This is a genomic window from Streptomyces sp. NPDC127097, assembly GCF_042724075.1.
Lineage (GTDB): Bacteria > Actinomycetota > Actinomycetes > Streptomycetales > Streptomycetaceae > Streptomyces.
Map to the genome: position 1 here is coordinate 380,349 of NZ_JBHXFI010000002.1, position 23,226 is coordinate 403,574.

General features: G+C 67.2%; 23 protein-coding genes and 3 pseudogenes. 9 read left to right on the forward strand and 17 right to left on the reverse strand.

Going from position 1 to position 23,226, the window contains the following annotated elements; translation table 11 throughout:
* Positions 1 to 201: 201 nt before the first annotated feature.
* Positions 202 to 978: an SDR family NAD(P)-dependent oxidoreductase gene (locus ACFWJW_RS03595; RefSeq protein ID WP_387234291.1), complete on the reverse strand. Its 777-nt coding sequence runs from the start codon at positions 976 to 978 to the stop codon at positions 202 to 204.
* Between the two features lie 222 nt (positions 979 to 1,200).
* Here ACFWJW_RS03595 and ACFWJW_RS03600 point away from each other — a divergent pair, with 222 nt between their 5' ends.
* Entirely contained in the window at positions 1,201 to 1,920 is a 720-nt protein-coding gene (locus ACFWJW_RS03600; protein WP_387234294.1) for a trypsin-like serine protease, read from the forward strand.
* A 194-nt stretch (positions 1,921 to 2,114) separates the two neighbouring features.
* Here ACFWJW_RS03600 and ACFWJW_RS03605 read toward each other — a convergent pair.
* Positions 2,115 to 2,243: pseudogene (locus ACFWJW_RS03605) on the reverse strand (IS5/IS1182 family transposase); the annotation flags it as partial.
* 246 nt (positions 2,244 to 2,489) lie between these two features.
* Positions 2,490 to 3,230: a hypothetical protein gene (locus ACFWJW_RS03610; RefSeq protein ID WP_387234296.1), complete on the reverse strand. Its 741-nt coding sequence runs from the start codon at positions 3,228 to 3,230 to the stop codon at positions 2,490 to 2,492.
* Positions 3,231 to 3,257: 27 nt separating this feature from the next.
* On the opposite strand from ACFWJW_RS03610, the gene ACFWJW_RS03615 reads away from it, so the two are divergent.
* Positions 3,258 to 4,997: a UvrD-helicase domain-containing protein gene (locus ACFWJW_RS03615; RefSeq protein WP_387234299.1), complete on the forward strand. Its 1,740-nt coding sequence runs from the start codon at positions 3,258 to 3,260 to the stop codon at positions 4,995 to 4,997.
* Positions 4,998 to 5,590: 593 nt separating this feature from the next.
* On the opposite strand, the gene ACFWJW_RS03620 is transcribed toward ACFWJW_RS03615, so the two are convergent.
* A complete protein-coding gene (locus ACFWJW_RS03620; RefSeq protein WP_387234302.1) occupies positions 5,591 to 6,031 on the reverse strand; it encodes a GFA family protein in 441 nt (146 codons plus the stop codon).
* A 268-nt stretch (positions 6,032 to 6,299) separates the two neighbouring features.
* On the opposite strand from ACFWJW_RS03620, the pseudogene ACFWJW_RS03625 reads away from it, so the two are divergent.
* The 3 genes and pseudogenes from ACFWJW_RS03625 to ACFWJW_RS03635 all read left to right on the forward strand — a co-directional run.
* A pseudogene (locus tag ACFWJW_RS03625) lies at positions 6,300 to 6,521 on the forward strand (DUF4158 domain-containing protein); the annotation flags it as partial.
* Between the two features lie 616 nt (positions 6,522 to 7,137).
* Positions 7,138 to 7,287, forward strand: coding sequence for a hypothetical protein (locus ACFWJW_RS03630; RefSeq protein ID WP_387234304.1), 150 nt, complete (start codon positions 7,138 to 7,140; stop codon positions 7,285 to 7,287).
* A gap of 176 nt (positions 7,288 to 7,463) precedes the next feature.
* Positions 7,464 to 7,811, forward strand: a complete 348-nt coding sequence (locus ACFWJW_RS03635) for a thioredoxin family protein (protein WP_387234307.1) — start codon at positions 7,464 to 7,466, stop codon at positions 7,809 to 7,811.
* A gap of 200 nt (positions 7,812 to 8,011) precedes the next feature.
* Here the strand turns inward: ACFWJW_RS03635 and ACFWJW_RS03640 are convergent, their stop codons facing one another.
* The 13 genes and pseudogenes from ACFWJW_RS03640 to ACFWJW_RS03700 all read right to left on the reverse strand — a co-directional run bounded on the left by ACFWJW_RS03640 (position 8,012) and on the right by ACFWJW_RS03700 (position 19,574).
* A complete protein-coding gene (locus ACFWJW_RS03640; RefSeq protein ID WP_387234309.1) occupies positions 8,012 to 8,227 on the reverse strand; it encodes a hypothetical protein in 216 nt (71 codons plus the stop codon).
* 75 nt (positions 8,228 to 8,302) lie between these two features.
* Complete coding sequence (locus ACFWJW_RS03645; RefSeq protein ID WP_387234312.1) at positions 8,303 to 9,151, reverse strand: urease accessory protein UreD; 849 nt, start codon at positions 9,149 to 9,151, stop codon at positions 8,303 to 8,305.
* Complete coding sequence (ureG, locus tag ACFWJW_RS03650; protein ID WP_387234315.1) at positions 9,148 to 9,843, reverse strand: urease accessory protein UreG; 696 nt, start codon at positions 9,841 to 9,843, stop codon at positions 9,148 to 9,150. Before ureG ends, ACFWJW_RS03645 begins: the two co-directional genes overlap by 4 nt.
* Positions 9,844 to 9,871: 28 nt before the next feature.
* Complete coding sequence (locus ACFWJW_RS03655) at positions 9,872 to 10,546, reverse strand: urease accessory protein UreF (protein ID WP_387234318.1); 675 nt, start codon at positions 10,544 to 10,546, stop codon at positions 9,872 to 9,874.
* Positions 10,547 to 10,664: 118 nt separating this feature from the next.
* Positions 10,665 to 12,719, reverse strand: coding sequence for an urease subunit alpha (locus tag ACFWJW_RS03660; protein ID WP_387234321.1), 2,055 nt, complete (start codon positions 12,717 to 12,719; stop codon positions 10,665 to 10,667).
* Positions 12,716 to 13,165 carry an urease subunit beta gene (locus ACFWJW_RS03665; RefSeq protein WP_387234400.1) on the reverse strand — a complete coding sequence of 150 codons (450 nt, stop codon included), beginning with the start codon at positions 13,163 to 13,165 and terminating at the stop codon, positions 12,716 to 12,718. Before ACFWJW_RS03665 ends, ACFWJW_RS03660 begins: the two co-directional genes overlap by 4 nt.
* 117 nt (positions 13,166 to 13,282) lie before the next feature.
* Positions 13,283 to 13,579: pseudogene (locus ACFWJW_RS03670) on the reverse strand (urease subunit gamma); the annotation flags it as partial.
* A 471-nt stretch (positions 13,580 to 14,050) separates the two neighbouring features.
* The gene (locus tag ACFWJW_RS03675; RefSeq protein ID WP_387234324.1) at positions 14,051 to 14,458 is read right to left on the reverse strand and encodes a hypothetical protein; all 408 of its coding nucleotides are present in this window, start codon (positions 14,456 to 14,458) and stop codon (positions 14,051 to 14,053) included.
* On the reverse strand, positions 14,455 to 15,588 hold the full coding sequence (locus ACFWJW_RS03680) for a hypothetical protein (protein ID WP_387234327.1): 1,134 nt from the start codon (positions 15,586 to 15,588) through the stop codon (positions 14,455 to 14,457). The genes ACFWJW_RS03675 and ACFWJW_RS03680 overlap by 4 nt, the downstream gene beginning before the upstream one ends.
* Positions 15,528 to 16,508 (reverse strand): hypothetical protein, encoded by a 981-nt coding sequence (locus ACFWJW_RS03685; RefSeq protein ID WP_387234330.1) that lies wholly within the window; start codon positions 16,506 to 16,508, stop codon positions 15,528 to 15,530. The genes ACFWJW_RS03680 and ACFWJW_RS03685 overlap by 61 nt, the downstream gene beginning before the upstream one ends.
* A 155-nt stretch (positions 16,509 to 16,663) precedes the next feature.
* Positions 16,664 to 17,290 carry an ATP-binding protein gene (locus ACFWJW_RS03690; protein WP_387234333.1) on the reverse strand — a complete coding sequence of 209 codons (627 nt, stop codon included), beginning with the start codon at positions 17,288 to 17,290 and terminating at the stop codon, positions 16,664 to 16,666.
* A gap of 643 nt (positions 17,291 to 17,933) precedes the next feature.
* Complete coding sequence (locus tag ACFWJW_RS03695; RefSeq protein WP_387234402.1) at positions 17,934 to 18,191, reverse strand: helix-turn-helix domain-containing protein; 258 nt, start codon at positions 18,189 to 18,191, stop codon at positions 17,934 to 17,936.
* 183 nt (positions 18,192 to 18,374) lie between these two features.
* Entirely contained in the window at positions 18,375 to 19,574 is a 1,200-nt protein-coding gene (locus ACFWJW_RS03700; RefSeq protein WP_387234336.1) for a DUF1266 domain-containing protein, read from the reverse strand.
* 199 nt (positions 19,575 to 19,773) lie between these two features.
* Here ACFWJW_RS03700 and ACFWJW_RS03705 point away from each other — a divergent pair, with 199 nt between their 5' ends.
* The 4 genes from ACFWJW_RS03705 (at position 19,774) to ACFWJW_RS03720 (ending at position 22,965) form a co-directional block, all read left to right on the forward strand.
* Positions 19,774 to 20,823 carry a hypothetical protein gene (locus ACFWJW_RS03705; RefSeq protein ID WP_387234338.1) on the forward strand — a complete coding sequence of 350 codons (1,050 nt, stop codon included), beginning with the start codon at positions 19,774 to 19,776 and terminating at the stop codon, positions 20,821 to 20,823.
* Between the two features lie 459 nt (positions 20,824 to 21,282).
* Positions 21,283 to 21,510, forward strand: a complete 228-nt coding sequence (locus tag ACFWJW_RS03710; protein ID WP_387234341.1) for a hypothetical protein — start codon at positions 21,283 to 21,285, stop codon at positions 21,508 to 21,510.
* A gap of 200 nt (positions 21,511 to 21,710) precedes the next feature.
* The gene (locus ACFWJW_RS03715) at positions 21,711 to 22,205 is read left to right on the forward strand and encodes a transposase (RefSeq protein WP_387234405.1); all 495 of its coding nucleotides are present in this window, start codon (positions 21,711 to 21,713) and stop codon (positions 22,203 to 22,205) included.
* A 382-nt stretch (positions 22,206 to 22,587) separates the two neighbouring features.
* Positions 22,588 to 22,965, forward strand: a complete 378-nt coding sequence (locus ACFWJW_RS03720) for a DUF6193 family natural product biosynthesis protein (protein WP_355793305.1) — start codon at positions 22,588 to 22,590, stop codon at positions 22,963 to 22,965.
* The last annotated feature ends 261 nt before the right edge of the window (positions 22,966 to 23,226 follow it).

The following is a 23,226-nucleotide window of genomic DNA, read 5'->3' on the forward strand; positions in this document are numbered from 1 at the left end:
GAGGGAGGTGTGGGGGAAGGCCGGCAAGGGATCGCGCCGGCTGGCCGTGGGGACGGTGGCCCGCCACCAGCGAAGGGCTGCACATCAGCAACCGGAGAAGTTCCTGACCACACCGTTGTCTCGCCCGTGACGTCAGGCAGGCGTACGCAATCGACGTCCCGCAGGAAGTGGTGGGTGTGGATCCGAAGGCGGAGGACGGGCCTAGCCGCGCTCCTCCTGGATGCCGTTGCCGCCGTCCACGGTGAGCACCTGCCCGATGATGTAGCTCGAGTCCGGGGAGGCCAGGAACGCGACAAGCGCGGCAACCTCGTCGGGTGTGCCCGAACGGCCCGCCAAAGTAGCTGTACCCATCCTCCGCTCGCGTTCGGTGCTGGATCCGGTAGCGATCCAGCCCGGCGCCACGGCGTTCACGGTGACGTGGTGCGCGGCAGTCTCCACAGCCACGGCCCGGGTCAGGCCCACGAGTCCCGCCTTGGCGGCGTGGTAAGCAGCATCCCCCGCATAGGCCATAACCGGGCCCGAGACCGAGGCGATATTCACGATCCGCCCGTAGCCGGCCTCGACCATGGGTCGCACGGCGGCTCGAGTGACGTGGAACGCGGTGTCCAGATTCCGCCGTAGCGCAGAGTGCCACTGAGCGTTCGACAGCTGGCTGAATGGTGCCGACTGCTCGGGATCACTCACCGAGGTCATCCCCGCGTTGTTGACCAGGACATCAAGCCCGCCGAAACGTTCCAGGGCTATCTGCACCAAAGACTCAGCAGCAGCGGGCTCAGTCAAGTCGGCCACTACGGCGACAGCCTCAACCCCTTGCTCTGCCAGCTCGGCGACACGCTGACGGATCCGCTCCGTCGTCGCGGTCAGCACTACTCGATTTCCCTGAGTCCCCAGTCGCAGCGCGCAGGCAAATCCAATGCCATCAGGGTTTCCCGCCCCGGTCACGATCGCGACGCGGGCTCGACTGCCTTCCGCCGTCATCGGTTTGTCCTTTGCTTGTCGTCGCTCGGAAGAGCCCGTACAGGCGGCTCCTGCATCTGGCATGCACACGATCGCTAGCCAGAGGCTGAGGGTGCCGAGATGGGGCTTACCTAAACCGAATCGGTTTAGGTAAGGTCGCAGCGTAGCAGGTTGCACGTTCCGCTCGGCTCTTCGAGCGGAAGGCGTCTGAGAAGGGAGTTGTCCTTGAGAACGAGGCGAGCAGTGAGAAGGGCTACGTTGGCAGCGGTCGGAGCCGCCGCGGCCCTGGCGGTCGCGTCCAGTGGCACGGCCCACGCGATCGGAGGCGGGGCGGAGGCGAAGACCAGTCCGAGCTCTGTCGTCTACGTCGGACCCAACCGTTGTTCGGGAGCCTTGATAGCTGCGCAGTGGGTGCTGACGGCTCGGCACTGTGTAGTGCCGGACACGGCGAATTTCGCCGTTCATCGGAACGAACCCGAACCAGTAGCAATCACGGTCGATAAGACATACCTGGCTCCGTTCAGCGACATGGCGTTGCTTCACCTTTCGACTGAAGCGGCGGGAGCAAACATCTTGGGCGGCGACAAGGGCTCGAATGGATACATCCCGCTGGACGGCGATGCCTCAATTCCCGCACATGACACCGCAGTAACCCTCATGGGCTACGCCGGCGGCACCCTGAAAGCGGGCGAAGCAAAGGTCAGCAAGAGCAACACCATCCAGAATATGGAAGCGACCGCCCAAGCGGCGGGTGCACTCACCGGATACGCCGAACCGGGCGACTCAGGAGGGCCCATCCTCCGCAAGGACAGCAATGGTCAACTGGCGCTCATCGGCATCATTTCAGGCGGAGGCGGCCCCCCGACCAGCCGTTGGACGGGTGGCGGCTCCCTCTGGCAGACCGACGGCAAGGGCGGGACCATGACGCTCAGGCAATGGATCAGGGACACAAGCGGGATCTGACAGACCCGTTTTCCGCGGGGCGTTGAGGGCTGACGCGTAATCCCTGGCGGGCGCACGACGACAGCTACGGGACCTTGCGGCGTTGCCGGGACGTCCGGATACGCTCAGTATCCGGACGTCCCTCCGCCTTGCGCTCCGCATTGCTTCGCCCCGGCTCTTCACGCGTTCTCCGGAGGCTCCGGTCCGGCGTGCTCCTAGGCACTGTCTGACAAAGGATCTTGGGTGGGTTCTCGGAGCCAGAGGAGGAGTGAGGCCAGGTGGACTCCGGCCCGGTAGCGGTGGGCAAGTTTGTCGAGGCGGGTGGCGATCGCGCGGAACTGCTCGCCCTCGACATCCAGACTCCCGGGCTCCACACGGCCTGGCCCGTCCAGATCGGCGTCACGGACAGGAAGGGCAATACCCTCTTCGACGAACTCGTCAACCCGCTGGCCGACATCACACCTGAAGCCAGTTGAAACCGACGGGTTCCCGGATTCTGGCAGTAGAACGGCCACGAACCCGCCGCAGGAAGTCCGTTCCGACCGGCAGACTTCAGCGAGTTCGTGGCCGTTCTTCATGGCGCTCTGAGCTCAGTTCGGCAGTGCGGCGAGGTAGCGCTTGACGCCAGAGTCGAGTCGGAGCTTGTCCGGGGTGCCCGGGAACTCGCGGACCGCCTCCAGAAGTTCACGTTCGGGCGGTCCGGTGATCTTGACGTCGATCACGTTCAGGAGCTCGTCCCACTTCTTCTGGGACAACGAACGCTGCAGCTGGCTTGAGATCTCGGCGTTGGCGAAGGCCCGGAGAGCGAGTGAAGCCTGCTCCGGGTCGAATCGGCCGATCAAGTCGAGGTAGATCGGGTTGGCGACGTCCGCCTCGCCGTGGCCGTTGGTGAGGAACACCGTGACCAGGGTCTTGACGTACTGGCGGACGAGGTTTCCCGGAACGGACCCGTGCTGTCCGACGAGCTCGGCGAGCCGGCGGGCCACTCGGGGCTCGTTGTAGAAGTTGTCCCAGGCGAGATGCACGTTCAGCAGGTCTTCGATCGCCTCGGCCAACTCCGTGACCTTGATCTCCTGGGGCAGGTAACTGCCGCCCTGCACAAGGTCGATGAGCTGACGAGCTAGGGCTGCCTGTGCCTGGTCGGCGTTGGCCAGGAAGCGCGCGAGGCGGGTGCCGCACCAGAAGCGGGTGTCCTCGGAGACGTAGGGCCAGAGCTTCGGCCAGAGCTCCCGGATGTTGTCGAGGGCGTGCGGTTCACCGCCGATGGCGGTGTAGACCCTGCCTGGGCCGACCTCCAACACCCGGACGAGGGCAAGGTCCGCTTCGACCACGACCACTACCTCAAGATCTGGTCCCTCATGAACGCGAAGATCGCCGCAGACTTCCTGCTCCTCGACGAAGCGCAGGACACCAACCCCGTCGTCGAGCAGATTCTCAACAACCAGCGCAGCCACGCCCAGCTCGTCATGGTCGGCGACTCCGCCCAGGCCATCTACCAATGGCGCGGCGCCAAAGACGTCATGACCGGCTTCGACGGCACCGCCCTGGCCCTGTCGAAGTCCTTCCGCTTCGGTCCCCTCCTCGCCCACGAAGCCAACCGCTGGCTCGCCATCGCCGATGCACCCATCCGCCTGCAAGGCAGCGAAGCGATCCCCACCGAACTCGGCTTGGTCCCCTGCCCGGACGCCGTCTTGTGCCGCACGAACGATCAACACCCTGCCGGCAACCCTCCGGCCAACCCACCTTTGCTGCTCACCCTGGCCGACCCTGGACGGCGGGCACATTTGTCGGTGGTGCCCGATACCGTCAGCGCGGACAACGGCAGAGGGGGCCCGGTGGTACGGAAGCTCGACCCGGAGATCGCGCGGAAGCGGATGATCAGCTACGGCATGGAACCGACTGTGCCGTATCCAGGGTGCGTCGACGCCCCGTGGCCAGGTATCTGTCTGGCGTGTAAGCAGCCTGCAAGCCCAACGCTGAGCAACGCGAAACGCCAAGGTGTCTGCGCGCCCTGCGGACAAGATCTGGCTGCTGAGGCCCTGCGGCTGCCTCTCTCTGAGGTAGTGCGTGCCCTTGAAGGCCGTGGCGCCATTGTCGTCGGCGACTATAAGAACAACCGAGAGGGGATCGAGTGCATCTGCTTGAGGTGTGGCGCCTTGATCTACCCGGCGTACTCGAATGCCATGCGTAAGGGCGTGGGACTCTGCGATAAACAGTGCAAACGAGACCGCATCGGTGACAGTAACCGTGCCGACGCCGAAGAAGCCGCAGAGTTTGCCCGGGCCAATGACTTGATCCCGCTCGCTCCGTACACCGGAGCAGACGATCCGTGGCCATTGGAGTGTGCGCGTTGCGGTCACGTAGGCAGTAAGACAACCTATAGCGTCATCAAGCAGCTCGGGCATGTTTGCACGGCGTGCGGTCGCGTTCGCACGGCTAACGCACGGCGCTTGCAATCAGCCTCCGCCTTACAGAGCATGCTGGATGCCAAGCTGAAGCCTGATGTCCCGTACCCGGGCCGTGTAAATGATCCTTGGCCCTGCACCTGCATGGTGTGCAAGGTAAAAATTCGTCCCGGTCCGCGCCTGAACGACATCCGGAACGGTGGTCAAGGTGGCTGCACAACGTGCTCGGATACAAGTTTCAAGCAGGGGGAGCCAGCGCACATCTACCTCGTCGTCAACTACGAGATCCGATTTCTAAAGTGGGGGAAGGCTAACGACGTGGTAAATCGTCTCCGGGAACACGCACGCCAGGGTTTCGGTCACGAGGTGGGCCGCTGGTCATTTGCACTCGGCGCCGAGGCTACGTTGGTAGAGAGGGCGATCAAGGCCGAAGTTCGGGCGCTAGGTGCGACCACCCAAGCCGATAAAGGGCTCATGCGATATAAGGGCTACACCGAGACCGCCAGCATGGATGAGGTCACCGTCACTGAGGTCCTCGCCATCATCCAGCGACTGGTCAGCGCCAGTCCGGACCTGCCGATCCCTGCTGACGTCCTTGTAAGCGTCCCTCACCCCAGACTGATCGGAACGCCGCGCGCTCAACAGTCCTCTGGCTCGTCGGACGGGCCCTCGGTCACCAACTCGGTCCGGTAGCCCTGGTCCTTTGACGTGAAGACTCCTCTCGCTTTTACCGTTGAGGCTGGCTCACGGCGTCCACAGCGGGGAAACCCAGTGCGGTGTCGACGAGTCGGCCAGCAGCGACGTCACACCCCCGGGAACACCGAGCCTCCCTAGCCCGGGTCTTCACTCGTCCGAGGTGCCGCCGCCGGAGGAGGCCGACCACCCCCACGCAGGTTTCCCTGTCAGGTCCTTGTGTTCACGTCTTGTGGCTCCTCTAGGTGGCGGCGCGCGGTGGCGGCCGTCGAAGGTGCGGGACGGCCATCCAACGAACGGGATGAGCAGTTCCTGTAAGACCAACTCTGCCGTGTTTACAGGCGCGTTGTGGGCTCTTCGATGAATTCGACGGGCCCGTTCGCGGGCGGCTCACAATTCATCGCCGATGTCCCGATGCTCCGCGCACCCAGACTCGTCGAAACCGACACCGCCCAAAAATCCAACGTTCTAGCTCTCGCTTCCGCTTTCGTCTCGGTGGGGCGACAGCCCGAATTCATCCAGGAAGTAGCCCCGCGCATTTCTGAAGTGCCCTGAGCGTCCCTGGACTGCTTTGGACTTCTGTCGGCTCTCGGTCAGCTGGCCGTGGTGGACTCTGTCTTCGCTACCGAGGGCAGCGAGCGCACAGCGTTGTCGTGGAATGAGGCGTGGATCGGCACGAGGTCTTCGCCGCTGGTGTCGTCGAGGGCGGTGACGTTGATGCCGATCTCCGGGATGTCGCTGTCGATCGCCGCGACGCGGCTGCCGCAGGTCGGGCAGAAGCCGCGCTTCGCCTCACCGGGGAAGGTCTCGTACCAGGTCGGCTCGCCACCCTCGCCGATCCAGGTGATCGTCTCGAAGCCCACCCACCACATCACGGGGGTGCCGCCGAGTTTTTGGCAATGTCCACATTCACAGGTGTGGGGGAAGACTGCGGGGCCCTGGGCGGTGAAGCGGATGCGACCGCAGAGGCAGCCGCCGGTGCGATCCTCGGCTGCTTCGGTTCGGTGGGCGTCGACGGCGGGGGTGGCGTTCATCAGGTGATCTCCCAGGTGTGATGGGCAAGTTGGGCAGATCAGTGTGCCATCGCTTCCACGACCGCCAGGACGCTGTTATCGGCTCTCGCCCGGCCGCGTGCGCCGATTGCGGAGGTGCCACGGGGTTGGGCGACGAATGTGCGAGTAGTAGGCGTACAGGAAATCCCGGTGAGATTGATCTTGGTCAGCTAGCACACCGTTCCGCGGCCTCACTGAGGTTCACGGAAAGATCGTCGAGCGGGTGCCGACGCTGGCTACGGTCCGCCTCGTGCCGGTGGAGTTTCTGACTGATGAGCAGGCCGAGGCGTACGGGACGTTCACCGAGGCGCCCACGCACCCGGAGCTGGAGCGGTTCTTCTTTCTCGATGATGACGACCGCGATCTGATCGCGCTGCGTCGTACGGACGCGCACCGGCTGGGCACCGCGGTGCAGATCTGCACGGTCCGCTATGTCGGCCGGTTCCTGGGCGAGGACCCGCTCGCCGTGCCCCGGTTCGAGCACCGCGTGGACCTGAGCACCTGCACCCTGACCGTCGAGCGGCCCGGCAGCGACCCGCTCGTGCTCCGCCCGCAGGGTGAAGCCGCGCTGGTCGCCCGGCTCACCCAGTACCCCCCCGCGCGGTGACCTGCACGAGCTCACGGCCCCGGTCCCGTTCGTCGACCCGGCCAAGCCCGGCGGCATCGCCGTGGTGCTGCAGGAGCTGCCCGCGAAGGTCGGCGGCCTGTAAGCCCCCGCAGTTCGTACTGGGCATCACACCTTCGGCGCGGCCGGACCTCACACCCCGTATCCCTCCCGGTAGAACGAGGGCAGCTGGGCCACCCCTTGCAGCGTTTTGGTCTCCGCAGCAGGCTTTGGTCCGAAAGCTTCGCCGGAACATGGCCGGAGGGAACCTTCCATGCAGGTGCGAGGGTGCGGTGGTTGCGGTTAGGGGAGCCTTGCCAGGAACCGTACGGGCGCGGGGTGCCTGCCGATGCTGGCGGAGCCGTCGGTGACCATGCCGGGTTCGGCGCCTGGCAGGGCGCGCAGCGGGATGGTGTAGACGAGGCGAGCAGGCCGCGCTCGACCAGGGGGCGCCGTACGGCGCGGCCAGGGCTACACCCTGCGCGTGACCGCCGTCCCGGCCGTGCACAGCCGGCTCCTCGCCCGCTGCCAGCCGCTCGACGGCGGCCAGGGCGTCCCGGCTGTTCCTGCCCAGCGCAAGGCCCGCCGTGAGTACGAGAACCGCGTCAGCACCCTCGAGCCGACCGGCCCGTGATCGTTCTCACTGATACCCGCTGTACACCGAGGTCACCAGTCTCCTTACGCCCGGCGACAGCGGACGCGGAGCACCAGACGCCGGTGGATCGGCGGGTCTGATCTGCGGCCCTGGCTCGGACTTGCCGATGTGCATGTCCTGGGCAGTCGCGGTTCGTTAGCGAAGAGTCAGACCAGTTGGATCACACCGGGGAAGCGGCAGGAGCGGCACATGAGAGAGCTCACGAGCAAAGCCAGTTCGACACGGTGATCGCCCAGGACCAGTACACCCTGGTCATGTTCTTTGCTGTCTGGAGCGGGCCGAGCAAGCAAATCTCACCGGTCGTCGAGAAGCTTGCGGTGAAGCATCCCGAGATCGCGTTCGCCTCGGTCGATGTCGACGCGACGGCCGAAATCGGGCATGAAGTCGGCGTGAGGGGAATGCCGACCTTCGTCCTCTTCCGCCGGGGCGAGAAGGGCGGTGAGGTGGTCGGGGCCGGCTCCTCGGCGCTGATTGCCATGATCGACGAGACGAAGGCGGCCTGACGGCCACCGCCGAAGAGGTGTCGATGCCCTCACCTCTGCGCGGCCGGTCGGGCCCGGGCCGCGCAGAGGGCTGTAGGGCAACGGGCATGTCCGGTGGCTGGGAGGAGTACCGGGCGTGCCCGCCGCTGATCCGGGCGCGGACGGCCTTGCCGCAGACGCCTGTGCGCCGGGCGGCGCGGGCCGGGTCGGGGCGTCCGCGGTCACCGCCGGCTTGGCGGATCAGCCGGCCCGGCGTTCGAGGTGCGGACGGTCCATCCGGCGTCGCGCCAGGTGTCGGTGTTCAGGGTGCCGCGTCCGTTGATGAAGCGCGGGGTGGCGGTGCGGTCGGCGGATCGGGGTGGGTCGATGTGGGAGAACTGCGGCCACTCGGTCAGGTGCAGCAGCAGGTCGGCAAACTCCCTACAGAAAAGCCGCAATCTCCGGGGCCTGATCATGGCTGCGGTGAGGAGGAGGTGCCCCGCCGTCTGCCGAGAGGCGGTGGGCCGTCCGCGCTACCTGTGGAGGGCGTATGCGAGGGCTTCGTCGAGGAGTTCCCGAAGGGCCGAGGAGGTCGGTGCGAGGGCAGTGGCGAGCAGTGCCGGGCCGCTGGCCAACGGTGTGAGGACGGCGCACCCGTCCCGGGACCCCTGGCGGAGGAGGACGGGCTCGCGGGGGGTGTTCATCTCCGGGTTGACGAGTAGGAGTTGGCCGACGGCGCGGTGTCCGTGCAGGACAGCTGGGCCGTCCCAGCCGGGTTCTGGGTCCCCATATGCCGTCTGCTGATCGAGCAGTGGTTTTCCGGCGCGGTGGATCAGGAGTCGGCTGACGAGGTGGCCCGGTTCCTCGTTGGCCCGGCCCAGGAGCTGTTCCTCTCGCAGTAACAGCCGAGAAGTTGCGGCGAGTTCGACGGTGTAGGTCTGTCGGAGGTTGCTGCCGGCGGCGCTGATCAGTGGCTGGGGCAGCCAGCGCAGGCTGGTGTGTTCGCCGACGGTGAGCCGTACGTCGTAGTGTGCCGGGGCGGTGGTGGGCCCGCGCAGGGCGAGCGTGGCGGCGGCCGTCGTAACCTCCAAGGCGGCCCGGTTCCCGGCCGTGATGTCGATGGTGAGCCGGTCGCCGCCGAGGGGGGCGCTCATCGCGCCGATGATCCCCACCTTGGCGGTGTTCTTGTCGCTGCGCATGCGTCGGAGGTGGAACGGGCCGTCACTGTGCAGCTGCGGAAGGGTGGTAGTGCGTCCGTTGTAGGTGGCGTGGATGCGGGCTGTTGCCCGCACTCCTTGCGGGTGTCCGGTGGGCGCGTCGGTGCCGGAGAGGTGTCCGGTCGACGCTGCCTGGTCCGTGGCGAGTTGTGGGGCGGCCTTCATACGGCTGCCTTGGTGTGCCACTCGGTGAGGTGGGCGGTGATCCAGTCGGCGACCTCGCGGATGCCGTCGTCGGAGGTGAGGCTGGTGAACATGACGGGAAGGTCGCCGCGTTGCCGTTTGGCGTCGGAGGCCATGGTGGCGAGGTCGGCGCCGACGTGCGGGGCGAGGTCGGTTTTGTTGACGAGGAGGAGGTCGGCGGTGGTGATGCCGGGGCCTCCCTTGCGAGGGATGTCGTCGCCGCTGGAGACGTCGATGACGAAGATCTGCACATCGACGAGGCCCTTGGAGAAGGTGGCGGTTAGGTTGTCGCCACCGGACTCGACGAGCACGAGGTCGAGGGGATGGAGGGTCTCCTCCAGGTGTTCGACGGCTTCGAGGTTGGCGGAGATGTCGTCGCGAATCGCGGTGTGTGGGCAGGCGCCGGTCTCCACCGCGGTGATCCGCTCGGGCGGCAGCACGGCCTCGCGCAGCAGGTACTCGGCGTCCTCTCGGGTGTAGATGTCGTTGGTGACGACGGCGATAGACCATCGGTCGCGCAGGGTGCGGCAGAGCGCGGCGACGCTGGCCGTTTTGCCGGAGCCGACGGGCCCGCCCAGGCCGACACGGAGGGCTCGGCGGCTGCCGTCGACGCGGAGCGGCTCGGCGCTGTGGGTGTGGCGCTGCGGCATGGTGTCGGGGGGGTCGAGGTGCACGAAGAACTCCAGGTGGGCAGGGAGGGTGTCAGGAGGCGAAGAGCCGGACGGTCCAGGCGGCGTGCTGTTCACCGGTGATGTCCAGCAGCGGCGAGGACGCCGACGGCAAGGCGTCGACGCCCTCGACTGCGACGCGGTCGGCGGCCTGGGCGGCAGCTTCGGCGACGGCGTCGATGTCGGTGCTGAGGCGGGCCAGCAGCCCGGAGGCGTCGAGCGGGTCGAGGCTGAGCAGGCGCACTGCCGCGGTGGCCGGGCCGCCGGCGTTCTCGTAGGCGGCGGCATGGGCGGCGTCCAGTGGGGTGAGCCCGGCGGCCCGGGCGGCCAGGCCCAGCACGATCGGCTGGTGGGCGCCCTGGGGACGTGCGGCGGCCAGCCGTTCCAGGTCCTCGGAGGGGAAGGTGGCACGGGCTGCGCGCATCATCTGCCGGCCGAGCCGGCGGGCGACGGCGCGCAGCGCGGGGGCGGGAGTGCGTGCGTCGGCGGCGTTGTCCAGCAGCAGCGGGTCGATGCCGGCTGCGGCTGCGGCTGCCAGGCCGGCCGTGGTCAGGCCGGTGGTGTGCAGACGGCCGCGGCAGAATGCCTGAAGGCTGTCGGTGTCGTGGACGGCTTGGTGAGCGATGGCGGCTTCGACGCCGCCGGAGTGGGCGTGCCCTCCTGCGGGGAAGCGGCCGTCGGCCAGCAGGAGCAGGGCTGCACGGCTCATGGGTGAGCGGCTGCCTTTCGCAGGGTCGGAAGTGTGCCGAGCGTCGGCGGTCGCGGCCTGCCCGCCCGGGGGCCCGGCCGCGGTGCTGTTGCTCCGGCGGCCGGGCAGAAGGCGGCTTTTAGAAGAGGAAGTACCGCTGTGCCAGGGGTACTTCGGTGACGTAGGAGCGCGGCACGGTCGCACCATTGAGTTCGGTGCGGGTGTCGGTCGTTCTCGCGCCGCCGATGGTGACCTCGAAGCTGTTGTGGTCGACTTCGAGGCTGTCGGGCACGGTGTCGTTCAGTTTCATGTCGGCCTTCGTGACATGCCGGGTGCTGGTGATGTCCACGAAGTCCTTGCCGAGCCCGAGACCGGGATGACTGCTCGTGCCGTCTCCGTTCAGGTTGCCGGCCACGCCCGGAGCCGTGAAGTTCACCGAGTTGCGTCCCGGGGAGCGGCCTGTGGAGCCCCAGACCGGGCGCGGCTGATAGGGCTGCGGCGTGGGGATCGACGCGTTGGCGTCGCCGACCTGCGCGTACGCGAGCTGGCCGCCCTTGAGAAGCATGTGCGGCTTGACGCCGAAGAACTTCGGCTCCCACAGCACCAGGTCGGCGAGCTTCCCCGTCTGCACGGAGCCGACGTGGCCGTCGATGCCGTGCGTGATCGCCGGGTTGATCGTGTACTTGGCGACGTACCGGCGCGCCCGGAAGTTGTCGTTCGGCTGCCGCTGCCGGTCGTTGAAGGAGTGCTGCTTGTCCTGGTGGTCCTCGTTGTCCTCGCGGATCGTTCGGACGTTCGCGCTCTGCAGGTCTTCAGGCAGCGGGCCGTAGCGGGCCTTCATGACGTGCGCGGTCTGCCAGGTACGCATGATCATCTCGCCGATGCGGCCCATCGCCTGGGCATCGGAGGACATCATGGAGATGGCGCCCATGTCGTGCAGGAGGTCCTCCGCGGCCATGGTGGACGGCCGGATCCGGGAGTCGGCGAAGGCCATGTCCGCCTCAATCTCCGGGTTGAGGTGATGGCACACGATCATCATGTCCATGTGCTCCTTGACGGTGTTGACCGTCAAAGGACGCGTCGGGTTGGTCGAGGCCGGCAGCACGTTCGGCTCCTTGACCAGCTCGATCATGTCCGGCGCGTGACCGCCGCCGGCACCCTCGACATGGAAGATATGGATGGAGCGTGCCTTCTTCTCGGTGAACTTGCCCCCGGCGTCCCTGCCGTCGCCGGTGAAGGCCGCCCGCGTGCTCTCCAGGAACCCCGACTCGTTCAGCGAGTCGGCGTGCAGAGCGAGCTGGACCCCGCGCTCTTCACAGACATCCAGGGCCCGGTCGATCACCGCGGGCGTGGCGCCCCAGTCCTCGTGAATCTTGAAACCGCAGACACCGGCGTCCACCTGCGCGTTGAGCTCGTGCTCGTTCATCGTGCTGCCCTTGCCGAGCAGACCGATGTTGACCGGGAACTCATCCAGCGCCTCGAAGACCCGCCTGATGTGCCATGCGCCCGGGGTCACGGTGGTGGCCGTACTGCCCTCGGCCGGCCCCGTGCCGCCGCCGATCAAGGTGGTCACCCCCGAAGCCAGCGCCTCGTGGATCTCCCCGGGGCAGATGAAGTGGACATGGGTGTCCACACCACCTGCGGTGAGGATCCGCCCATTGCCGGAGACCACCTCGGTGCTTGGCCCGATGACGAAGTTTGTCGGCGTCACCGGCGGGGCTGGCTTCGTGGGCCCACGATCCGGCATCTCGAAGCTTGCGATCTTGTCCATCGTCTCGGGGTTGTACGCCTTGCCGATGGCCGCGATCCTGCCGTCGCGGACACCGATGTCGGCCTTGACCACGCCCCACCAGTCGAGGATCAGCGCGCCCGTGATGACGGTGTCCACGGGCCTGTGGTCCGTGGCCTTGCCCTTGCCGTCCCTCCCGTCCCTGGCGAGGTGCGACATTCCCATCGACTCGCGGATCACCTTGCCGCCGCCGAAGACCATCTCATTTCCGCTGTACGAAGGCCCGCCGCTCCAGTCGGCCTCGATCTCCAGCGTGAGATCGGTGTCGGCGAGCCGGACCCGGTCCCGAGTAGTCGGCCCGTACAGCGCGGTGTAATCCGCCCGCGTCAGCTCATTACTCGACTTCGGGGCGTTCTTCACCGGCTTCGGCGCCTGGCCGGGGGCTTGTCCCTGCGGGTTGCTCATCGGACGATCCCCTCGCGCAGTCCCTGGATCTTGGTCAGGTCGCTGGTGCTGCTGCCGCCGGCCGTGACAGCACCCTGGATCTGCACCAGTTCCACACAGCACTCGTCGCCCGGTTCGAAGCGCACGGACGTGCCGGCGGCGATGTTGAGCCGTCGGCCCTTCGCCGCCTCGCAGTTCCACAGACGGCGGTCATCCGGGACTGCCTGACCGGCCGGGACCTCGATGCTGAGGACCTTGAGCCCCGGGTTGACCTCGGCGAAGTGATAGTGGGAGGCGACCTGAATGGGACGGTCCGACTCGTTCTTCACCTTGATCTTCGTCCGGCCCGGCCCTGGCAGAGTGGCGGCGTCCTCCTGCAGGCTGACGCCCTGGGCGTCCCCGTCCAGGTGCACGTTGAAGTAGATCGCGTCGTACCGGGCGGCCTTGTCGTCCTCGTCGCAGCACACAGGCGAGTCGCCGCTGTCGCCGCAGCCGACCGGGGGGCCTGGCTTGCGGGGCGGCTGGGGGTGCTCGACCTTGCCCGGGTGGACCGAGTGGTCCTCGCTCTCCTCTGCGCCCTCCGGGATCGGGTCGTGGATGGTGACCAGCTTGGTGCCGTCCGGGAAGGTGGCCTCCACCTGGACGTTCTTGATCATTTCCGGGACGCCGTCCATCACCTCATCACGGGTGAACAACTGCCGACCCGAGTCCATGATGTCGCTGACCGTCTTGCCGTCGCGCGCCGCCTCAAAGACGTGCACCGTCAGCAGGGCCATCACTTCTGGATAGTTGAGGCGCAGCCCGCGCTCGCGGCGCCTTTGCGCAACGTCGGCCGCGACATGGATCAACAGGCGCTCCCGCTCATGCGGAGTCAAATGCACGATGAGCCATTTCTCTTGGTCGTACAGTGCATGCGGCCAGGCACGCCGGAGACCACGAACACGTCCCCCAAGCCGGCAACCGGGCGCCCCTCGATCATCTGCGGGCAAGATCAGCTAAAGCGACCAAACAGCAGACAAACCACACCACCTGATGAATCCGCGAGGCGTGACACTCATCCGGCCCTCGACGCGCTGCTCAATGGGCTGGGCGAGGAGCGGTCACCGGCAGCAGCGGAGGCCAGAGGCCCTCAAGCCGACTCGAATATCACGGCCCTTGACCTCGACCACGGCCTTGAGCTCGGCAACCGCTCCATCGACATCCTCGCCCGCGTCCAGTCGAGCCGGGCCAAGGACGACATCCGAGAGTTCAATGCCGCCCTCCCCCCCGGCGGCGCGAGTCGGCCGTCCGCGCGTTCATCCACCGGACCCGCGAGGAGCTTGGCGTCGCCGCCTGACGCCCTGCTCTCTCCCTTAGTCGCCGGAGGGGTGGAGCGGGATGACGTTGTCGGGGGCGGGGTGGTCCTGGGCATCGGGTTGCCGGAGGATGAGGACGGCCGCTGCAAGGGCCATCTGCTCCGCTCGATGCCGGGACGCGGCCTCGGCGGCCCGGGAGTCCTTGAGAGCTTCCTTCAGGCGGACGACCTCTTTGCGAAGCCGACTCTCGACTTCCGGTGTCTGGTGCGTTTCCGTACGCACCCGCGCGTAGAACTCCTCCTTGAGGTCGGCGTGGCGCTTCTGCAGAGCCATGCGGTGAACACCGGCCTCTGCGGCGAGAGCGACCACCGTGAGGCTGCCGTTGGAGCAGGTGGGCTGGCCGGCCAAGAGGCGGTCCATGGCCGCGCGGATGCGGGTGCGTTCGTCAACGTGCTGTTCGTTCATGCGACAGCTTCCTCGGCGGTCTGGGCGGCGGAGTCGTGGGCGTCGGCGAGCGCGCGGAAGCGGTCGGCGGTCCGGTGGAGCCGGTTGCCCAGGGGATGGGGCACGTTGGCTGCTTTCGCATCGAGCCGCTCGGCGTGCTCTCGTGCCGCGCGTGCGTGACTGTCGGTGCGGACCGCGTTGCCACAGCCGAGCTGGCAAGCAAACTGGTTGGGTGCCGTCGCCCCAGGCTCCGGGTCGCAAAGGGCCGTGTCGCGCTTGAAAGCGCAGATGAGGAACGCGTCCGGGTTGTCGAAAAGCACGAGGCCATCGCGCGCGAGGAACTTGGCGGCGGCCTTCGGGGTGGTCAGGGCGCCTTCGAAGCCGGGCATCGAGGTTGCTCCGACGATCGCCCGCCGAGCTGCCGGTCCGGAGATCTTCTCGCCGGCCGCAGTGGCGTCGCGCGGCCGCGCCGCGGTCTGCGCGGCCGCGAGGGCGGTCTCGACGTCGAGCTCCCCGTGGAACCCCCGACGACCGCGGTTGCCGTAGCCGGTGGAGGTGCGGGCGTCCAGGGCGGTGCGCATGTGTCCGTACTGGATGGCGAGGGCGACCAGACCGCCGGGGCGGCGGGCGATGTGCCAAGCGAGGGTTCTGCGCAGGCGACTTAGTCCAAGGTTGCCGTGCGGGTCCTCCGGCACCATCTGGGCGTCCAGGCCCTGGGCGGTGGCCTCCTGGTTGATCCACGACACGAGATTCTCGACGCGGCGGTCCAGGGTGCCCCGCTTCAGCGCACCGTGGTGCTTGCGCTGGGAGACGACATCGTGGTGGGTGGAGCTGAACAACAGCTCGCCCTTGGGGACGATGCGCTCCAGAATCCGGATGGCGTTCACGACGGGGGTGATCGCGACCCAGGGGACGGCGCGCTCCTCACCAGCGGAGATGTGGTGGCCGTCAGAGTCGCGGACGTTCTTGTAGTGGTGGGCTCGGATCAGATGCCGCGGCCTGGAGCCGTCGGGGTTCGGTTGCGGGTCGGGACAGCAGCCGGACCGCAGCGACCGCGCCTCCTGGGGGCGCATCCCGGTCAAATACAAGATCACGATGGCGGCGGCCGTGGCCAGGTGACGCACCAGAATCGGCGTCTCCTCGTAGTCCATGAACTGCGCCAGGGCCGCCCCTCGATCCGGCCGGTCACCGGCACCTGCATCGGGCTGGGGCCGGGCCGCCGGGCGGCGAGCGCACGGAGCCCGCGCCGAGTAGCGAAGTCGTGGACCTGGTTCCAGCTAGCTCCCGTGACCGCCGCGACGTAGTGATGGGCCAGGGTGATGCCGTGCTTTCGGCTCACGGTGGCGGGCAGGGGAGCCCCGGAATCAACCAGCGGCTGCAGGTAGTTCTTGACGGCCGCCAGACCCCCTCGGGCGCTCGGCGTGGCCGTCACGCGGGCGTGCATACGACGGCGCTCGGCCCAGGCGGCCAGGATGTCGTCGGAGAAGTCCTCGACCATGCGGATCGACCAGGTGAGCAGAGGAGCGATTGCGGTCGGATCCAGTGGCTCGGTTCTGTTCTCCCCGCCGGTGCCTCCCGTCTCGGCAGGCAGATAGTCGTCGATGCCCTCGTCCACCCGAGGAGGCCGCGTAATGCCGCACGGGCTGGCCGACAACTGGTCGAAGGCCCACAGGTCCGAGAGCCAGCGCAGAACCGTCAGGGCATAACCGCGCGTGCAGCCGCTGGTGGCCTTGGCGGCGTACGCCTTCCAATGCTCCATGGTGCAGTCGCTGAGCTGGGAGACGCCTTGCCGACCGAGCCAGCGGGAGAACTTCAGCCACTGCAGGATGTTGTCGCGCATGCTGATGACGCCGTCGCGTGTCCGGTTCTGAAAGCCCCGTTCCTGGATGTAGGTGGGGCGCAGCTCGCCGTTGATCAGGACCCAGACGATGCGCCGGACCTCGCTTCGCAGGATGGCCGGGCACTTCCTCAACTGGGTGTGGACGCGGGCCGCCACGTCCAGCGGGGCGACGGGCAGGCCGGCATGGACGCTGCCGTTCGTCCCACGCTCCATGGGCAGCGCGACGCCCACGGGAACGATCGGGCCCAGTGGCGTGTGGCTCCGTTCCCAGTCGGGGTGCGGTGTTACCTGCGCCGTGTACACACGTCAAAGCGCTCCGTCGGTCGCCCGGGCGTGCTGCACATTGACCTCGTGCTCGACTCCTTCGATCAGGAGCCGACGCTGTGTCACATCTTCCCAGGACAGGTTAGTACGGTGCTGTGCCCGCCCGCCGTCACCTCGAGGCTGCGGAGGTGACGCAGGAAGAGCAGGGAAGCGTCGTTCCAGTCCTCGAACCATTCAAGGAGCTGGGCCGCGGTCGGTGTGCCGGGGGCCAGCGGGATGCGGAAGACGGTCCACTCGGGTCCGGAGATCCCGTCGGGGAGTTCCGGCGGCGCCGCGGGTTCGAGGTTGGTACCGGAGAAGCGCACGTGGAGTGGGTGGCAGTGCACCTCCCACACCGTGGTGAGTGCCCTGAGCGTGGACAGTCCGATGCCGAACCGGCCGGTGACTTCGGCGTCGGCTGTCTTGCCGCTGAGCCAGGGCATGCCGAGCGGTAGGACATCAGCCAGGCGCAGGCCGGCTCCGTCGTGGGCGACCAGAATGTCGTCGGACCGCAGCAGGATGCGCAGCTGTCCGGCTCCCGCATCGTCGGAGTTCTGGACGAACTCGGAGAGGACCTGGAGCCGGTCGGTCGAGAGTGTCTTGGCGCCGTGCAGCGCGCCCTCGGCCATCTTGCGGTGGACCCCACGGCCGCTGCGCAGCCCCTGATCGAGAAGCCGGACGGCGCGTGCCGCTTCTTCCGAGGTCGGCACCTCCACTCCCGTAGATGCATCCGGATCTTCCAGAAGCGTGTGTACCGCAGCCGCGAGAGCGTCCACGTCCGTATCCCTCCCCTTCGGTGCCTTGTGATGTCGACAAGCCTGGGGTCCTGGACGGTTCCCGATGATCGGGCTGGCGTGATCCAGCCATGTGCGTAAGGTGCCGCGGCGTGCGGTGCAGTTCGGCTAAACGATGTCGGCACTGCGGGTGCAGGCAGCGGGGCGGATGACATCACGCTCCGGCAGGGTGCTGAATGCGGCGGAAACTGATTCCGATCGCCCTTCGGCTGTCAGACCGGCCTGGTAGAGGGCCTCGGCTGGATTGGGCGGTGCAATCGTCCGGTGCCGCAACGCTACGTCGCCCGCGAGGTGTTCCACCTGGTCAGGCCCACACAATCATGATCCCCGTCATAGGGGCATGTGAGAGGTGAGAAACCCCCCTGGCTGGCTCCGCGGGGGCTCGTCCTGCGATGGGCTTGCCATGGGTGTTCAGTGACGGCAGCGGTAGGTCGTGCTTTTGAGGTACGGCTGAACATATGCCGCAGCCTTCCGCTCTTCGCCCCCACCGGCCCGGCGCCCGCTGCGGCCTGATCGACTTCATGGCCGTTGCAGGCTCATGGTGGGTTACGGCAGCCCCCTATGGCAGGAAGCTCCGCGCTGTGCTCTGCGGCAATTGGCTTTCGTTGCGGAGCGCCGGACGATAGGCAGCCGGGGTGACACTGCAGGTGCGGGTGAACCATCGAGGGAGATGAGTCTGGTCGGCGAAGCTGGCCTCGGCGGCCGCCGTCGACGGTGCCGTGCCCTCGGCCAGGAGTGCGCGGGCGCGGCACAACAGTAGGGCGCGCTGGTAGGCACTCGGCGCGAAGCCATACACCGCACGAAAGCCCCGGTACAGCGCGAAGCGACTGCCCGCAGTCGGCGCGCGCGTTGAGCCGCCACCCGCGCTCGCCGCGCCAAAGACGCGCGAGGAGGCTGAGAGGTCGAGGCACTCTCACAGTGCGAAGGGCGGGTAGGCCAGAGACGGATTGACCACCTCGGGATCACGGACCTCGCGACGCGCTGGACACCGATCACAGGTTCATGGGGCGTGCAATCCGAACGCGATATTCCGCCAGGGGCTACCGGGGTCCGTGGTGAGGATGCGGTGTGGACTCAGTGCGGACCCGTAGGCGTGGCCGAATGCCTCCTCGTCGAAGCGCAGTACGCGGCCCAGGATGTAGCCGGCGGAGAACTCCTCCCAGGATGCGTACCGTTCCCGGCACAGCTCACCGGCAGCGGTCACGGCCCGGGCTGCCTCGGGTTCCTCGGCGAAGCGCGCACCCAGCCCCCATCGAGCGAAGTTCACCGCACGGCCGTAGTCGTAGCCAAGGGCTGAGGTGACGTAGCCATCAGGCGGCAGGAGCCCGTCGGCGCGGAAGCGGGCTTCGTAGCGAACGATCTGGCCGATGAGGGACTGCACTTCGGCGATGTCTTCCTGGGCGGCGCCGCGCTCACGCAGACGATCGGTGGCCACCTGCCGCCACAACTGTGGGTCGCTGTGAGCCCCGGGGACACTTCGGGCGATGGCGCGGCGCACCATCAGCGCGAACTCCGGCTGGGGCGGGCTGTTCTGGCCGTTGAGCAGGTGTGTGAGCTGCTGAAGCCAGTTCGCCCGGTCGGTGACGCCCCAGGATTCGCGCAGCAACTCGACGTCTTGGTGGTAATCGTTGTAGACGTCGCCGAGGTCGTTCCAGAACACCTGGTTGTGTACAGCGAGGTGGGAGCCGCAGGCCAGACCGTGTGCGAGCGGGCCGTGCAAGGGGCCGGTGTTCTTCGTGATCAGTGCGTCGTCGTCGTGGCCGCGCTGCGGCACTTGCTTTTTGAGGGCCTTCCAGTGCCGCCGGGTATTACGGGCGTCTGGGAAGTATGCCTCGCTCGGGGTACCGGGATTGATCAGCAGCCCGGCCGTTTCCTCGCCCCACCACTCGTACGACGGGACCGGCAAACTGATCTGCTGGGCCACCACGTCGGGGCGGCGAGCCAGCAGCTCGCCGCGGGTGTGAAGAGCGATGTGCTCACGGCCGTCAGGGGTCCGGAAGGGCAGCCACGGGGCGGCGCGCCCCTTGGCATGAGCCCGCTCTCTGAACACGTACACGAACGTGTCCGCCTGCAACAGCACCCGTATGTAGCCGTCCCAGTCCCCGCGCCATTTTGCCTCGGTCAGTGCGTGTTCGACAGCTGTCGGCGGCATCTGGGCCGGGACGTTCCATGCCGCGGCCCCCGTGATTGGTATCCCCATAGGACACAGACCATATCGACCGTGAGGCGTGGGGCCATTCCAGGGGATCGCCGATTGCTCTGTCAGCAACCGGTGTTCGCCGCATTTTGAGCCGGGATGGCTGATTCGAGACTCTGTCGAGTATGGGAACGATGCGTCATTCTGAGCCGAGTGGTTGGTACTTCAACTGGTTGAGTGCGTGCTGTGCTTGGGGGAGCCGGTGGCCTACGTTCCAATTCTCAAGGGCAAGGCGGGGGAGTTTCTGGCACTGGGGCATGCGTCGGCGGAGGTGCAGTCCCAGATTCGTCCGGTGATGGAGGTCGTGCCCGACTGCGACGTTCGGGATCTTCTGGAGACCTTCTGTGACCGTGCGATGGAAGATGTTCCGAATGGAATGGTCCTCACGGTCGACTGCGGAGCCTTGCCGGCAGCGCGGGTACTCAAGGGCGATGCTGGCGGTCCGATGGTGAGGGTCGGCGAGTCGCTGAGCTGGCGCCAGGTCGCGATGTGCCCGGTCTTCAGAGGTACTGATACCGACGAGACGCTCGCCGAGGTTCGTGCGGTGATGGCGTGGCACCAGCAGGGCGGTTGTCTACGCATCTCGTCGGCTCGTGACGCACAAGAATGCCGCCCGGACGATGAACGAGTCCGCGAGATGCTCCGAACACTCCGCGCTGCGCCGGAGGAAATAGATCTGATCATTGACGCTGGGCCTGTGCATTCTCGGGATGGAAGGACAGCACTGGCAGTTGAGGTGCTGGACACGCTCGAGCACATGACGCAGTGGCCTTGGCGCCATGAGTGCGTGGCTGCTGGTGCCTTCCCGGTAAATCTGACGAATTTCCCGCGCGGACGAGCAACGCCGGTAGTGAGGGAAGATGCGCTTCTCTGGAAGCAGGTTCGCGACCAGTGGCGTGGAGAAGTGCCTGACTTCGGCGACTTCGGTGTGACGCACCCGCGAATGCCTCTCCAGGCTCGTGGGACTCCGCATCCCAACATGCGTTACACCACGGCGGCAGATTGGCAGGTCTTTGTCTATCCAAAGACCCGTCCCGGCAACGACGACTTCTTCACCCTCAGCCGTGACCTGGTCTCCTCGCCCTACTGGCCGCCCACCGGCGCGGGTACGTCGTGGGGAGACGCTCGTCTTGAGGAATGTGCGAAACGGCGGCGGGCGAAAGCAGGCGGCGGGACGGAGTGGCGAGCGTGGGCGACCTCGCACCATCTGGCCGTCGTGTCGTCGAGGCTCACTGCTTTGGGCTGCCCCTGAAGCATCTTCCACGCTCCCTGTTCCGTCCCAGGTGGCGCGGATGTTCGTAGGGCTATACAGGGCGCCCATCTCCGCGTGCGCGGAGATGCGCCGCCGTATCAGATCGCCACGCTTGAAACTGCTCTGCGCTCCGAGTGATCGCAGGCCATGCCGCCTGGGTATACCGGTTGATGTACCCGCGCGCTGGGTTCTGGCTCGTGAGAAATCGGACCCGAGTGTCCGGTCCGTTCTTCGTCGATCACCAGTGCGGGATGTGCTGCTGCCGGGTTGTTGAGGCGTGTCCCAGGGATGGCCGTGCTGTGAACTGGGCACTGCCTCACTGCTGACCGCTTCGATGGCCCGGTGGCGTGGGCCTGCAGGCTCCAAGAGTAGGAGGTGCGCCGTGATGAACCCCCCCAAGTCCTGGACGCGGTCCACCTGTTGTGGGCGAGGTCATCCTTGGCGTGGATACACACCGGGATGTTCATGTGGCCGTCGTGCTCTCCACGGGCCAAGGCGGGGGATGCGCCGGTGCAGTGCGCCCGCCTGTTCAAACTGGCCAAGGACTCCGCCGTCAAGGCCCGCACGCAGGCAATCAATCAGCTCAAGGCTGTCCTGATCACCGCCGATCCGGACCCGCGCGAGCAACTGGCGGGGCCTGAAGAATCCGGCCCTAGTCAGGACTTGCGCGCAATTCGGAGATCATGAGGGCGGCGACGGCGCGAGAGCTGCCGTGGAGCAAGCCACCCGCATCACCCTGTGCCTGTTGGCTCAGCGGATCGATCAGCTGACCGGGCAGATTCGTGGCTTGGAGCGACGCCTGACTGAACTGATGGAGCGCCATTTTCCGCAGGTTACTCGCCCGGGTGGGGATCGGCCCGGACAGTGCCGCCACCTTGCTGGTCACGATGGGTGACAACCCGGAACGTCTGCGGAGCGCGGCGTCGTTCGCGGCGCTCTGCGGGGCCGGCCCCGTCGAGTACTCCTCCGGCCGTCAGCATCGCCACCGCCTCAACCGCGGCGGCGATCGAAGAGCCAATGCCGCCCTGTATCGGATTGTGCAGTCACGGCTCCGGTTCGATGCGCGTACCCGCATCTACTACGAGCGGGCCTCGCGGAGGGCAAAACCCGGCGCGAGATCATCCGCTGCCTCAAACGCTACGCCGCCCGGGCAGTGTTCAACCTGGCCCGGTATGGCATCGGGCCCCGCGAAATGGCTCAAGCCGGCTGATCGTCCGCATCGGGACCAGCGTTTGGGAAATCCGCCGCGCCAGTGGTCGCATGGCGCTCTCGCCGGCTTGCCCCACACGCCGACCAGGCAGCGCAAAGGGGCGCTGCGATCCGCGTGCTCCACGGGCAGTGGACGACAGTGCTGGGAGCTGGCGATGGGCGTTGACCCTTAAATCCCGGCCTCGCCGGGGAGGATCAGGCTGATGCGCTGGCCGGGGTTGAGGCGGATCGGGAGGCCGGTGGCGGCGAGGTGATGGCCGGTGGTCTGTTGCCACTGGTTCCAGGTGTCGGGGGCGTGGGCGGGGAATGCGTGTTCCCGTGCCGCCGCTGGTGCAGGAGAGAGCGCTCCAGTCGGCTGACGCCTGGGCCCGCCCCCTCCCGTGGGGTCCAGCGGTACTACACCCGCCTGACCGTCTCGTAGTCGGCCGCTTGCCTGGCCCACACGGGAGACACGAAACGTTCGCCCTCTGAAGGCGAGGAGTGCCCGGGACACGGGGCCAAGAGTTATCACCCCGAGCTGGCCGAAATCGTTCGACGTCGAGCAGAATGCGGGGCATGACGGAGGGCGCGACAGAGGAAGACATCATCGAAGCCGCATGGGGGAAGCTGCTCACCACCCGACGCGTGGATGGCCAGTTGCTACGCGCCGCCTACGCCGAGCCCCGACTACGGCAGCTGTTCCCTTGGGTCGGCATGGCCGAGTTGCACTTCAGTCGGTGCACAGAGCCGCGTTGGACCTGGGACATCCCGTTCATCGCCCCGATGATGGGCGGCGGCTTCTTCGTCGGCGGCCCCTCACGGTCCCAGAGCGTCGGCCCCGCCCCGACCGCGGAGGCTGCCATCGGGATGGTGGTCGAACGACTCCCGCCAGACTGCGGTCGCGCCTTCGTCGGCACGCCCGAGGAACTGGCCGAAAAAGAACAGTCAGGGTAGTCAGGGCGGATGCCCCAAAGACCTTATAAGCCAGCTGAGGGCTGCCCCGACGTGGGGCGGCCCTCAACGGTTGGGGTGGATGGCGTCAGGAAGCGGCCAGGTGGTTGGTGAGGTGGAGGGCGTCGGTGGCCACTGTCAGAGCAGCCTGAAGTCCGGTGATCTCGTACAGCGTGGGATGGACGATGAGAGTCCAGTCCCCGTTGGATGCCGAGGGCGGCGACCCTCCGCTCGCAGGTGCCGGGAGCGGGACTCGGTGGTCGC